Here is a 13,059-nt window from a genome sequence, read left to right as displayed (position 1 = left end):
CGGCAGGGGAGGAAGCTGCCGACGGGAGGGATCACCACAATGTCAAATCTGTTTCGCATGTCGCGTCGCGACTTGTTGGCGACTGGCGGCAGGGCGCTTGCCCTGACTGCCGCCGCGGGCATCGCCCCGCAATTCATCCGCCCCGGCCGCGCCTATGCTGCCGATGCTCTGGCACCCGGCATGATTGGCGGCCCGACCGGCTTTGATGGCGCCGAGCGCTATCAGTACGGGCCGGATACGCCGGAAGGCCGCGCGATCGAGGCCATCAAGGCGATGAAGGGTGCCGGCAAGGCGCCGACCAAGATCGTCCTCGGCCTTTCCGACGGCTCGATCGGCCAGCTCACCAAGCCGTTCCCGGCAGGCGCGCCGTCCATCAAGGAGCTGTGGGAGAAGGAAACCGGCATCACGCTTGAGATCGTCGGCGTGCCCAACGGCCAGGAATTCACCAAGACGATGCAGGACATCTCCACCAAGGGCGGGTCCTTCGACATCTACGCCGTCGAGTGGAACCGGCTCGGCGATCTGGCGGAAACCGGCGGCATCATCAAGATGGACGACTATGTCGCCGCCCACAAACCGGAATGGGACGATCCGCAGCGGGGCTACGTCAACGGCAAGAAAGGCGTGTCGCTGCTCAATCAATATCGCGGATCGACCTATGGCGTATCGCTCGATGGCGACTTCCAGGTTTGGAACTACCGCGCCGATCTGTTCAATGACGAGACCGAGAAGAAGGCCTTTGCCGACAAGCACGGTTACCCGCTGGCCCCGCCGACAACTTTCAAGCAGCTCGACGAAATCGCCGCCTTCTTCCATCGCCCGGACAAGGGGCTGTTCGGCTGCACCGACCTGCGCAATCAGGGCTGGGGCTATACCAATTGGTATCAGCGCTTCACCTCGATGGCCTCGCCCAATCAATATCTCTTCGGCGATGACGGCAAGGCGCTGATCAATTCGGAAGCCGGGCATAAGGCGACACAGGAATATATCGACGCGCTGTCCTACCATTCCCCGGATGCGATCTCCTGGGGCTGGCCGGAACAATATGGCAATTTCGCAGGCGGCGGCGCGGCCATGACCTGCGCCTTTTCCAACCTGCCGAAATTTCTCGACAACAAATCGAACGAGGGATCGAAGATCACCGGCAAGGTCGGCTCGATGTTGCCGCCCGGCCGCGAGATCGACGGTGCGCTGGTGCGCCGTTCGGTGCTCTGGCTCAATCTTTCCGCATCGATATCGTCGCAAAGCAAAAACCCGGAAGCCTGCTATCTGCTGCTGCAATGGCTCGGCTCCAGCCGCATCTATTCGTGGATGACGGCAAATCCGAGCGGCTATTTCGATCCGTTCCAGCTCGCCAACTTCGCCGACCCGCTGGTGCGCGAGACCTATCACGCCTACCACATGGACGTGGTGCGCGAGACGGTCAGCCGCACGGTGCCGTCGATCAACTATCCCGGCGCCACCGCCTTCCACAATGCGCTCGATGAAAATCTGGTTGCTGCACTGACGAAGACGAAGACCGCGGAACAGGCGATGGCCGATACCGAAAAGCAATGGACGCGGATCGCCCGCCGCATCGGTGAAGACAAGCTGATCGAGGCGATCAAGACCAACAAGCAGGCGTGGCCGACAGTCGTCGACCCGCTGCAGGGCTAGGCCGACAAACCGCTTCGATATCCGGGTGGCTTCGGGCCGCCCGGATATTTCGGATCACTCTTTGCAGACATTACCATGAACCGCTCGTTACCCTTCGAAATCTTTCGCTATTGCGCCATCCTGGCGGCGCTCGCGGTCACCCTCGTGCCGACCTTGTGGATGGCGTCGATGGCGTTCAAGCCGATCGCCGAATGGTCGGCCAGCGGCGGCGATCTCACCTGGTGGCCGAAGCATCCGACGCTTGACAATTTCCGCTTCATTTTCGGTACGTCGACCAGCGACCTGATCGTGGCGCTCGACCGCACCGCCGGAAAGCCGATCCTGTCGTCGCTGCTGTCGGCCGTGTTCGGCACGCTGATCGCCATGGTCTGCGGCACCTCGGCCGCTTATGGCCTGTCGCGCTTCGGCTCCGGACAGAACCTGCCGCTGGCGCTGATCCAGCTCAGACTTTTTCCGCCGATGGCGGTGATGATCCCCGTCATGATCATGTGGGCCTTTCTCGGCATCATGGATAGCTGGTGGGGGCTGGCGCTGATCTATGGCATCGTCACCTTGCCCTTTGCCTTCTGGCTGATGAAGACTTTCTTCGACGACATGCCGCGCGAAATCGAGGATGCGGCACTGGTCGAGGGCTGCTCGCGTTTCCGCGTCTTCATGAAAATTACCCTGCCGATGATGCGGCCGGCGCTGGCAAGCTCGGCCCTCTTCGTCTTCATCCTGAACTGGTCGGACTATCTGATCGCGCTGCTTCTGACGACCAAGGAATGGGTGACCATTCCGGTCTACATGGCCTCGCTCTCCTCGTCGATGACGGGCCAGCTTTACGGCGCCAAGGCCGCACTTGGCCTCATCGCCGCCGTTCCGCCCGTCATCATGGGCATCGCCATTCAGCGCCATCTGGTGCGCGGCCTGACCTTTGGGGCGCTGAAACAATGAGCGCGCTCGCAACCGAGAAGAAAGTGCCCGTGGCAGGCAGACGCTTGAAATCGGCAGTGCAAGCGGAAGATGGACGCCGGCTCGGCTTCATGCTGACGCTGCCGGCGCAGCTTCTGGTGCTATTCATTGCGCTGTTTCCGCTGTTGATGCAGCTTTATATCAGCATGACTGACTGGTCGCCGCTCGAAGGTACCGGCTGGTGGCGCGCCTATGAGCTGTGGAACGGCTTCGCCAACTACACCGATCTTGCCGTCGACAGCCGCTTCTGGAGTGCGCTTGGACGCACCGCGCTGATCATGATCGTCTGCGTGCCGGCCGAGTTCCTGCTCGGCCTCGGCCTTGCCATCCTGTTCATGGATGATTTTGTCGGCAAACGGTTCTTCTATTCCGTCATGTTGATCCCGATGATGGTGGTCCCTGCCGTCGCCGGATATATGTTCTTCATGCTGTTCCAGTCGGGCGGTCCGGTGAACAACATCCTGTCGGCGCTGACCGGAACACAGATCACGCTTGCCTGGCTTTCCAGCCCCGGTACGGCGCTGATCGCGGTGATGATTGCCGATATCTGGCAGTGGACGCCACTGATGTTCCTGATCCTGCTCGCCGGTCTCGTCGGCGTGCCGGAGGACCAGATGCGCGCGGCAACCTTGCTCGGGGCTTCCTGGTGGCAGCGTTTTCGCACCATCGTCCTGCCAAAGATGAAGACGATCATCATCATCGCGCTGGCTATCCGCGTCATCGAGAATTTCAAGATATTCGACACGCTCTACATCATGACTGGGGGCGGCCCCGGCGTCGCGACCGAAACGATCTCGGTCTATATCTACAAGGTCACCCAGCAGGATCTGATTTGGGGCTATGTCGCGGCCATCGCGCTCGTCATCCTGATCGTGCTCTCCATTCTCGTGTCGCTGGCGATCAGCCGGATGAACGCCGCCAAAAAGGAGATGGCGGCATGACCGCGATTCATCTGCACAATCTGGTCAAGCGTTTCGGAAGCTTCACCGCCCTGAAAACCATGGACCTCGACATTCGCGACGGCGAATTCATGGCGCTGCTCGGACCGTCCGGCTGTGGCAAGTCGACGACCATGAACATGATTGCCGGCATGGAAAGTCCCTCGGAAGGACGCATCCTCTTCGACGGCAAGGACATGAACGGCATTGCCATGGGCAAGCGCGGGGTCGGCTTCGTCTTTCAAAACTATGCGATCTTCACGCATATGAATGTCTACGACAATCTCGCCTACGGGCTGAGGATGCGGCGTTTGGCGCATGCGGAAATCGACCGGCGGGTGAAGGCGATCGCCGATTTCCTGCAGCTGACGCCGCTTCTCAAGCAACCCTCCGCCAAATTGTCGGTGAATATCCTGCAGCGGCTGGCAATCGGACGCTCGGCGATCATGGAACCCGCGATCTTCCTGCTGGACGAGCCGTTGTCCAATGTCGATGCCGCTTTCCGCGCCGTCATGCGTACCGAGCTCAAACATCTGCAGCGGCAGTTCAAGCAGACCATGGTCTATGTCACCCATGATCAGCTCGAGGCCATGACCATGGCGGATCGTATTGCCGTCATGGATCACGGCGTGCTGCAGCAGGTCGGCACACCGCTCGAGGTTTACAACAATCCGGTCAATCTTTTCGTCGCCGGTTTCATCGGTTCGCCGGGAATGAACCGGCTGAAGGGCACTCTGGCGGAGTGCGACTGCGGCCTGGTCGTCGATCTCGGTCCCCTTGGGCACAGCGCGCCGCTATCGCCGGCTCTGGCCGCCGCAGCGCGAGAGAATGGTGCGCAGGCGGTCGTTTATGGCTTCCGGCCGGAGCGAGTCTCGGTTGTCGGTCCGAGCGAGGGGCTGGCGCTGAAGGTCACGTTTGTCGAGCGTATCGGCGCCCGCACGGTCGTCCACCTTGGAGACGGTGAACAGCGGGTGAAGACCGTCTTCGACAATGATGTCGGTCTGCTGGCGGGCGGAACGGCCAACACCGCGGTCGACCCGGGATCGGTGCGTCTTTTCGATGCCGCAAGCGGCATGGCGATCCGAGAGGTTTGAACGATGTCCGGCATTTCCTTCCGCAATGTTACCAAGCGCTACGGCAAGACCGTCGCCGTCGCCAATGCATCCTTCGATATCCAGGCGGGCGAATTCTTCTGCTTCTTCGGGCCGCCGCTCTCCGGCAAGTCGACGATCCTGAAGCTGATCCTTGGGCTGGAGACGCCCGACGAGGGCGAGGTGCTGATTGAAGGCCAGCCCGTCAACCATGTGTCGCCGGCGGCGCGCAATGTCGCCATGGTGTTCCAGAACTTGGCGCTGTTCCCTCATATGACCGCGGGCGACAACGTCCGCTTTCCGCTGATGGAGCGAAAGGTGCCGGAACCCAAAATCTGGGAGCGTGTCGATGCCGTTGCCGCCAAGCTGCATATCGGCCACCTCCTGCATAAGCCACCGTCGCAGCTTTCCGGGGGCGAGCGCCAGCGCGTTGCCATTGCCCGCGCGCTGGTTCGTGATCCCGTCGCCTATCTGATGGACGACCCGATTTCTGCGCTCGATGCGCGGTTGCGCGAGGAGACACGCGTCGAATTGAAACGCATCCAGCGCGATCTTGGACAGACGCTGATCTATGTTACCCATGATCAAGAGGAGGCGATGTCGGTCGCCGACCGCATGGCGATCCTGGAGCATGGCGAAATCCGCCAGATCGGAACGCCGGCCGAGATATATGATGCACCAATCAGCCGCTATGTGGCGCAGCTTCTCGGCGCGCCGATGATCAACATCCTGGCGACGACGACCGGCGAGCGGGTGGAAGCTGCGGAGGGCACCATCTTGTTGCCGCGCGACGGGACGCCCGCCGGCACAGCACGCATCGGCATCCGGCCCGAAGACCTGAAGGTCGAGCCCTGGCAGGTGGGACATGAAGGCAAGTCGGCCACGGTTTTCGAGGTCGAGCCGCTTGGCGGCTATACCGTAGTCACGCTGGATACAGGCAGCGAAAAGCTGCGCGCGCTGATGCGCGGCCAGCCGCAGGTCCAATTGGACAGTGCCGTCGCGCTGAGTTGCAATCCGGCAAAGATACATTTTTTCGACCAGGCGGGCGGAGCGCTTGGGCGATGAAGGAAGATCGAGCATTGGGAGGAACAGATGACTGACAGCAAAGGGTTCATCCCCGACCCGCCGGTGCGGGTTCGGGACTACAAGATCGGCTGCATAGGCGCGGGTATGATCATGGCGGAATGCCATCTGGCTGCCTATAAGCAAGCCGGTTTTCCCGTCGTTGCAATTGCGTCGCTGACGCAATCCAAGGCCAAGGCGGTTGCCGAGCGCTGGAACATTCCGACGACGCATGCGACCGCGGAAGAGCTGATCGCCGACAAACAGGTCGAGATCATCGATATCGCCTTCCCGCCGGACCAGCAGCCGGACCTGATCCGCAAGGCGCTGGCGGCACCGCATATCAAGGCGATCCTGGCGCAGAAGCCGCTGGCGCTGTCTTTGGACGAGGCGAGAAAGCTGCGCGATGAAGCCGCCCAGGCGGGAAAGATCCTCTCCGTCAATCAGAACATGCGTTACGACCAGTCGATGCGCGTGCTGAAGCAGATCCTCGACAAGGGTGAGCTTGGCGATGTGGTGATCGCCACGATCGAGATGCGGGCCATTCCGCACTGGCAGAGCTTCCTCGAGAATTATGATCGGCTGACGCTCGCCAATATGAGCGTGCATCACCTTGACGTGCTGCGTTTCCTGTTCGGAGACCCCGAGGAAATCTTCACCGTCAGCCGCACCGACCCGCGCACGGCGTTCGAGCATAAGGACGGCATCACCGTTTCGACGCTGAAGTTTCCCGGCAATGTGCTGGCGGTGTCGATGGAGGACGTCTGGTCCGGTCCGCGCGAAGAGGGCTTCGACAGCGACATCTATATCAAATGGCGTGTCGAGGGCACGGCGGGCGTGGCGCAAGGCACGATCGGCTGGCCGGACGGTTCGCCCTCGACCCTGACCTATGCCTCGAAGAAAACGACGGGCGGCAAATGGGTCACGCCGACATGGGAGACCATGTGGTTTCCGCATGCCTTCATCGGTGTGATGGAGCAACTGCAATATGCCGTCAAGACCGGCGAGGTGCCGGCGCTTTCCGTCGCCGATAACGTCAAGACCATGGCGCTGGTGGAAGCCGGCTATCGCTCGATGGACAGCGGCCGGGCGGTCAAACTCAGCGAAATCTCAATCAATTCATGAATTCCAAGGGAGGAACCACACCATGATGCAGACAGGTATTTTCACCGGCTATTTTCCGTATGGTTTGGAAGAGACCGCCCGGAAAATCCGGGCACTCGATTTCAATACCGTGCAGCTCGACATGCACTTCAAGGATGTCGACGTCTCGGCCGGCCAGGTCACCAAGGACAAATGCGTTCGCATCCGCGAGACCTTTCGCGACCACAATCTGCCGATCTCCTGCATTTCCGGCTACACCAATATCATTCACCCGGATAAGGCCGAGCGCGAGCGCCGCGTCGGCTATCTCAAGGAGATCATCCGTCACGCCCAATATCTCGGCACTCCCTATGTGATCTCGGAGACCGGCACCTACAATACCGAATCCGACTGGGTGCATCATCCGAAGAACAAGACCGAGGAAGGCTTTGAGGAATGCCGCAAGGTCATCGCCGACCTCGCGCAGCATGCCTATGACCACGGTGCAATCTTTCTGCTCGAAACCTATGTCAACAATGTCGTCGGTTCGGTCGAGGAAACCGTCCGGATGTTCGCCCAGGTCGATCATCCCGGCCTCGGCCTGCTCATGGACCCGACCAACTATTTCGAGACCCACAATATCGACCGCATGGATGCAATCCTCAATCAGGTCTTCGATACGCTGTCGGACAGGATCAAGATCGGCCACGCGAAGGACGTCAAGCGTTCCGGCGCCGACAAGAGCGAGAAGCACGCCGATATCGGCGACGACGACGCGCTGGAAAGCCACACTTTCCGCGGCGTCGGCGAAATCGAACTGCCGGCGCCTGGCCTCGGCGCGTTGAACTACGATCTCTACCTGAAGCGCCTGGCACAGAAGCACCCCAACATCCCGATGATCATAGAGCATCTCGATGAATCGGATGTGCCGCGCGCCAAGAGGTTCCTTGACGGCAAACTGCGCGCGCTAGGTCTCTGATAACATCGCGGCCGGGTTTGATGGCCCGGCCGTCTCTGACAATACCGACAGACGGGATGACATGATGGTCGACTTATACGGAGAGACGAAATCGCGCCGCGACATAGCGGCCAGCGCAGGGGCCTTGTCGCAATTTGCTGGGGTGCGCTTGATGACGCTCGGTGACGGCGTCGAGCGCGGTATTCGTATGCTGGAGTTTCGCAGCGGAACCGGCCTGCGCTTCACAGTGCTGATCGACCGGGCCTTCGATATCGCCGATTGCGACTATCGCGGCATGGCGATTGGCTGGCATTCTCCAGCCGGCTTCAAGCATCCGGGCCTTGCCGAATACGAAGGCGAGGGCGGCTTGGCCTGGCTGCGCTCCTTCTCCGGCCTGATGGTAACCTGCGGTCTCGACCATATCCTCTTCATGTATGACGAGCCCGCCGATCACTACGTCTATGGTCCACGGAAGACCGTCAGCCATTCGATCCACGGCCGCATCGGCTCGATCCCAGGCAAGCTTTCCGGCTACGGCGAGCGCTGGGAGGGCGATGACTGTTTTCTGTGGTGCGAGGGAACGGTGTCGCAGGGCACCGTCTTCGGCGAACACCTGGAACTGATGCGCCGCATCGAGATCAAAGTCGGCAGCAACGATATCAAGCTTACCGACAGGGTGGTCAATCGCGGCTTCTACCGGACGCCGCATATGTATTGTTATCATATCAACGCCGGCCATCCTGTGCTGGCCGAGGGCTCGCGCTATCTCGCACCGATTAGGGACGTCGTCTGGGCGGCGCACGCCGGTGAAAACTATCGCAAGCAGGGTGTCGGTTACCGCACCATGCCCGCGCCGCAGATGAATTTCCACGAGCAGGTCTGGCAACATGAAATGGCGGCCGATCAAAATGGCGAGGTGCCCGTGGCGCTGGTCAACGACCGGCTGGGCATCGGCTTCGAAGTGGTGACGCGCAAGGATCAGTTTCCCTGCATGTATGAGTGGCAGAACTTGCAGGCCGGGCAATATGCCGTCGGCATCGAGCCCTCGACAAACCATGTGCTCGGCCATCGCGCCGCGCGCGAACGCGGCGAGTTGATGTGGCTGGAGCATGGCGAGGAGCGCCGCTACGACAGCATCTTCCGTATCCTGCCCGACGCGGCTGCGATTGCGGCGAGCGAAAAGCGGATTGTGGACCTCGCAAAACAGCCAGTCGAGGAGTTTCCAGAACCGTCCGGCAACCACCTGCCGATCGGCGGGCGTTCGTGAAGGAGACGCGGCAATGACCACCGTCGCGAACAAGACCATTCTCTATACCGGAGCCGCCGGCGGGCTTGGCACGGAAACGACGCTAAGTTTCCTGCGTGCGGGTGCCAGCGTGGTGGCGATCGACAACAATCCCGAAAAGATCGCCAATCTGATGGCTCTCGCCGAGCAGGAAGGACTGAAGGGGCTGGTCGTCAAGGCGCTCGACCTTTCCGATCTTGTGCATCTGCGTCAGCAGTTGGACACGATCTCGGCAGAGATTGGCGGCTTCGATGTCGTCATCAACAATGCGGCGATCTACCCTTCCAAGCCCTTCGAGGACTATACGCTCGAGGAGCATCAGGCGGTGCAGCGCGTCAATGTTGATGCCGGCATCGTCTGCGTGCAGGTCGCCCTGCCGCATATGCGCGCCAAGGCCTGGGGCCGCATCATCAATATCGCGAGCGTCACCGCCTATGGCGGCTGGGCCAACCTGTCGCCTTATGTGCAATCGAAGGGCGCGCTGATCGGGCTGACGCGCGCCTGGGCGCGGGAATTCGGTGCCTACGGAATTACCGTCAACGCGGTTTCACCCGGCGCTTTCCCGACTGATGCCGAGAAAATCCATCCGGACCCCGAAGGCTATACGCGCTTTGTATTGGATCATCAGGCACTCAAGCGGCGTGGCAGCCCCGAAGACATCGCCAATGTGTTGATGTTTTTCGCCTCGGACGCAGCCTCTTTCGTGACCGGCCAGACGCTGAACGTCGACGGAGGGTGGGTGATGCATTGATGGGCGCCCATCCTACCCAATCAATTAGATGAAGCCGAGGTTGCGTTGCATGGCGGCCTGAAAATGGGCGTCAAGCGCCGCCTTGGCGGCCTTGGCGTCTCGCGCCTTGCAGGCAAGGAGGATATCGAGGTGTTCGCGGAGCGTGCGCAGAACCACCGGCGCCGTGAGCTTGCGGTCGAGCCGCAGCAGGCGGAGGTAGTTGTGCATGCGCCGATAGCTCGTCTCGATCAGCGGATTGCGCAGGCTGGCGATGACAGCATTGTGCAGCATCCGCTCCAACGCTTCCACGTCCTTGATCTGGTCAGGCCCCAGCCCGTCTTTTTCGATTGTGGCGATCAAGGCGGTGTGGCGATCATGAATCGCGCCGATTTCTGCCTCGTCGCCCTGCTCGGCAAAAATCTCGATGGCCGCACGCTCGAGGATGGAGCGGAACTGATATGTTGAGCGTGTCAGTTCCAGGCCGGGCCGCACGAACTGGATACCCGAACGCGGATGGATTTTCAGGATGCCTTCGGCTTCCAGCATGCGCAGCGCGTCGCGCAGGGGCGCTACAGGAACATCAACGATTTCAGAGAGTTCGCTTTGCGACACGAAGGCGCCAGCCTGCACCCGGCGCTCGAAAAGCGCCTCCAATATCCGGTCGTAGGCCTCGTCGCTCAGGCGCCGCGCCGGTGCCACATCTTCGGATCGATTGCTGTTTTTTGTTCTCTTCGCCACTTGCACTGTTCTCGCGCTTGCCATATTACATTGCACATCTGATAGATCAGATAAACATTTTAATCGATCAAAGTCCAATCCTCATGAGCATTGCAGCTTTTCGTATCACCCGTTTCCAGTTCGCCCGCGATCGCGTCATCGGCGATAGCCAGGTGCGCGCCGACGACGCGAATGTAGCAGCGCTGGAACTGGTCTCCGATAGCGGCGAGGTCGGGCTCGGCTTTATCCAGACGCTTTTTTCGCCATTGCCGGACCAGGCAGAGATCGAGCGCGTATTCGCGACGGAGGTTTGGCCGGGTCTCGAAGGACAGAGGGCGATCGCGCTGGTACACCGGGTCAATCGCCCGCGTGGCGGCAATCAGCGGGCGACGTCGCTACCCTTCCACGAGGCGTTGCAGGTAGCGCTCTGGGATCTGGCGGCGAAGGAGGTTGGACTTCCGCTGCACACCCTGCTCGGAAGCCGCCGCAACCGCGTCAAGGCCTATGCCAGCGGCCTCGATTTTCATTTGTCCGATGACGACTATCAGGCGCTCTTCGCCCATGCTGCCGCGATCGGCTATCGCGCCTTCAAGATCAAGGTCGGCCATATCGATTTCGAGCGTGACCTGCATCGTCTGGCTCTGCTGAAGCAGGTAGTGCCTGCCGGCTCCGAGGTGATGATCGACGCCAACGAGGGGTGGTCGTCCAAGGAAGCGCTGATGAAGCTGGAGGCGATCCGCAGTGCCGGCCATGATCTCCTCTGGGTGGAAGACCCGATCCTGCGCCACGACTATGATGGTCTGCGCACGCTGCGGCAGGCGGCGCCCTGGACGCAGATCAACTCCGGCGAATATCTCGACTTGCAGGGCAAGCGCTTGCTGCTCGAAGCGCACGGCACGGATATTCTCAACGTCCATGGCCAGGTGTCCGATGTGATGCGCATCGGCTGGCTGGCGGCGGACATGGGCATTCCGGTCAGCCTCGGCAACACCTTCCTGGAGATCGGCGTGCACATGGCCGTGGCGCTGCCGGAGGTCGAATGGCTGGAATACTCCTTCCAGAATTTCGATCATCTGGTCGATGAACCTATCGAGATTCGCGATGGCTACGCCTATGCGCCTGACCGGCCGGGGCACGGCCTTGTTTTGAGTGAAGCCGCACGGCGCGATTGGGCGCGGCCACGGCTTTTGCCGCGCGACCAACTGGGTGAAGCACCCGCCAACCCGCGTCTTAGCCTGACGAAATAAATTTCCGGGCCGCAAGGCTCGCCATCGGTCTCTGGGAGGAACTGAGATGTTTAACGCATTTTCCGCTGTGCTTCTGGCAGGGACCATTCTGGCCGCTGCACCCGCAAAGGCTCAGGAAATCACGGTTTGGGATTGGAAGTCCGGCGACCCTGCGGCCGCGGCCTATTACGAGAAGGCCAAGACCGATTTCGAAGCGGCTCATGCCGGCGTCACCATCAAATATGTGATGCAGCCGCTGGACCAATATTACACGCTGCTCGGCACGGCGCTGTCCTCCAATGCAGGCCCCGATCTTTTTCTGATGAATGGCGGCGCACAAGCCAAGGCCCGCATTCCGGCGCTGTTGAAGCTCAACGACAAGGTCGCGGATCTGAAGAAGACGGTGGTCGGCTGGCCGGAATTCACCAGCGCCGACGGCGGCATCTATGCCATTCCGCTGTCGATCCAGGGCTTCGTCATCTATTACAACAAAAAGCTTTACAAGGACGCCGGCCTCGACCCCGAAAACCCTCCGAAGACCTGGGCCGACCTGACGAAGGTCTGCGCCGCGATCAAGGCGAAGGGTGCGGTTCCGTGTTTCTCCATGGGCAACAAGGAAGGCTACGGCGCCGAATTCTGGTTCTCGGAAATGGCCGCCAACCAATGGACGGCTCAGGAGCAGCGGTATTTCGCCGATGGCAAGCTGAAATGGTCGAGCCCGCAGGTGAAAGCCATCCTGACGAGCTGGGTCGAGGCCAACAAGGCCGGCTGGTTCCAGGACGGGCCGAACTCGACCACAAAATTCATGGACGAATATGAAAGTTTCATGCGCGGCGAGGCGGCCAATACGATAGGCCTGATTTCGGACGTGGCGCATTGGAAGCAGTTCGACGATTTTCTCGGCGCCGACAATGATGGCGTCTTCCGCATGCCGACGCCGACGGTTGCCGCCGACAAGAAAGAGGGCGATCCGATGTTGCCGGTTTCAGGCGGCATCGGTTACGGCGTCAACAAGGCGTCGGCCAACGCCGATCTTGCCATCGAATTCGCCAGGGAATTGGCATCACCCGCGCCAATGCAGATTTTCTTCAGCGACACAGGCGCAATTGCTTCCAACACCAGCGTCGATACGACAAAGGTGGAAAGCCCGGCCGCCAAGACAATTCTCGGCTGGCTGAAGACCTATGGGGTGCCGACGGCTCATGCTAACGCCACCGCCAAGGAGCTGGAGGAATGGCATCGACAGAGCCAGCTGCTGTTGAACGGCGACGCAACCGTCGAGGCTGCGGCGGCGCGCATGGACGCCGTGCAGGCGGATGCTCGCAAGTAGCAAAGAATGGAATGACCGGCCGGCCGGGA

General features: G+C 60.8%; 12 protein-coding genes. 11 read left to right on the top strand and 1 reads right to left on the bottom strand.

What is annotated here, in order from left to right; genetic code table 11:
* Positions 1-39: 39 nt before the first annotated feature.
* The 9 genes from PY649_RS05055 to PY649_RS05015 all read left to right on the top strand — a co-directional run bounded on the left by PY649_RS05055 (position 40) and on the right by PY649_RS05015 (position 9,778).
* Complete coding sequence (locus PY649_RS05055) at positions 40-1,656, top strand: extracellular solute-binding protein (RefSeq protein WP_285867093.1); 1,617 nt, start codon at positions 40-42, stop codon at positions 1,654-1,656.
* A gap of 75 nt (positions 1,657-1,731) precedes the next feature.
* On the top strand, positions 1,732-2,592 hold the full coding sequence (locus tag PY649_RS05050) for a carbohydrate ABC transporter permease (protein WP_285867092.1): 861 nt from the start codon (positions 1,732-1,734) through the stop codon (positions 2,590-2,592).
* Complete coding sequence (locus PY649_RS05045; protein ID WP_285867091.1) at positions 2,589-3,551, top strand: carbohydrate ABC transporter permease; 963 nt, start codon at positions 2,589-2,591, stop codon at positions 3,549-3,551. Before PY649_RS05050 ends, PY649_RS05045 begins: the two co-directional genes overlap by 4 nt.
* A complete protein-coding gene (locus PY649_RS05040; RefSeq protein ID WP_285867090.1) occupies positions 3,548-4,642 on the top strand; it encodes an ABC transporter ATP-binding protein in 1,095 nt (364 codons plus the stop codon). The genes PY649_RS05045 and PY649_RS05040 overlap by 4 nt, the downstream gene beginning before the upstream one ends.
* A 3-nt stretch (positions 4,643-4,645) precedes the next feature.
* Positions 4,646-5,704, top strand: a complete 1,059-nt coding sequence (locus PY649_RS05035; protein WP_285867089.1) for an ABC transporter ATP-binding protein — start codon at positions 4,646-4,648, stop codon at positions 5,702-5,704.
* A gap of 27 nt (positions 5,705-5,731) precedes the next feature.
* The gene (locus PY649_RS05030; RefSeq protein WP_285867088.1) at positions 5,732-6,826 is read left to right on the top strand and encodes a Gfo/Idh/MocA family protein; all 1,095 of its coding nucleotides are present in this window, start codon (positions 5,732-5,734) and stop codon (positions 6,824-6,826) included.
* Between the two features lie 22 nt (positions 6,827-6,848).
* The gene (locus PY649_RS05025; RefSeq protein ID WP_285867087.1) at positions 6,849-7,763 is read left to right on the top strand and encodes a sugar phosphate isomerase/epimerase family protein; all 915 of its coding nucleotides are present in this window, start codon (positions 6,849-6,851) and stop codon (positions 7,761-7,763) included.
* A gap of 64 nt (positions 7,764-7,827) precedes the next feature.
* Positions 7,828-9,009, top strand: a complete 1,182-nt coding sequence (locus PY649_RS05020) for an aldose 1-epimerase family protein (RefSeq protein ID WP_285867086.1) — start codon at positions 7,828-7,830, stop codon at positions 9,007-9,009.
* 13 nt (positions 9,010-9,022) lie between these two features.
* Positions 9,023-9,778: an SDR family NAD(P)-dependent oxidoreductase gene (locus tag PY649_RS05015; protein WP_285867085.1), complete on the top strand. Its 756-nt coding sequence runs from the start codon at positions 9,023-9,025 to the stop codon at positions 9,776-9,778.
* 24 nt (positions 9,779-9,802) lie between these two features.
* Here PY649_RS05015 and PY649_RS05010 read toward each other — a convergent pair whose 3' ends face one another.
* Positions 9,803-10,519 carry a GntR family transcriptional regulator gene (locus tag PY649_RS05010; protein WP_432761327.1) on the bottom strand — a complete coding sequence of 239 codons (717 nt, stop codon included), beginning with the start codon at positions 10,517-10,519 and terminating at the stop codon, positions 9,803-9,805.
* 59 nt (positions 10,520-10,578) lie between these two features.
* On the opposite strand from PY649_RS05010, the gene PY649_RS05005 reads away from it, so the two are divergent.
* Positions 10,579-11,721 carry a mandelate racemase/muconate lactonizing enzyme family protein gene (locus PY649_RS05005; protein ID WP_285867084.1) on the top strand — a complete coding sequence of 381 codons (1,143 nt, stop codon included), beginning with the start codon at positions 10,579-10,581 and terminating at the stop codon, positions 11,719-11,721.
* 46 nt (positions 11,722-11,767) lie between these two features.
* Positions 11,768-13,030, top strand: coding sequence for an ABC transporter substrate-binding protein (locus tag PY649_RS05000; RefSeq protein ID WP_285867083.1), 1,263 nt, complete (start codon positions 11,768-11,770; stop codon positions 13,028-13,030).
* Positions 13,031-13,059 lie beyond the last annotated feature (29 nt).

The sequence above is a fragment of the Rhizobium mayense genome (assembly GCF_030272705.1).
GTDB lineage: Bacteria > Pseudomonadota > Alphaproteobacteria > Rhizobiales > Rhizobiaceae > Rhizobium > Rhizobium mayense.
This window is presented reverse-complemented; position numbering and strand designations above follow the sequence as displayed.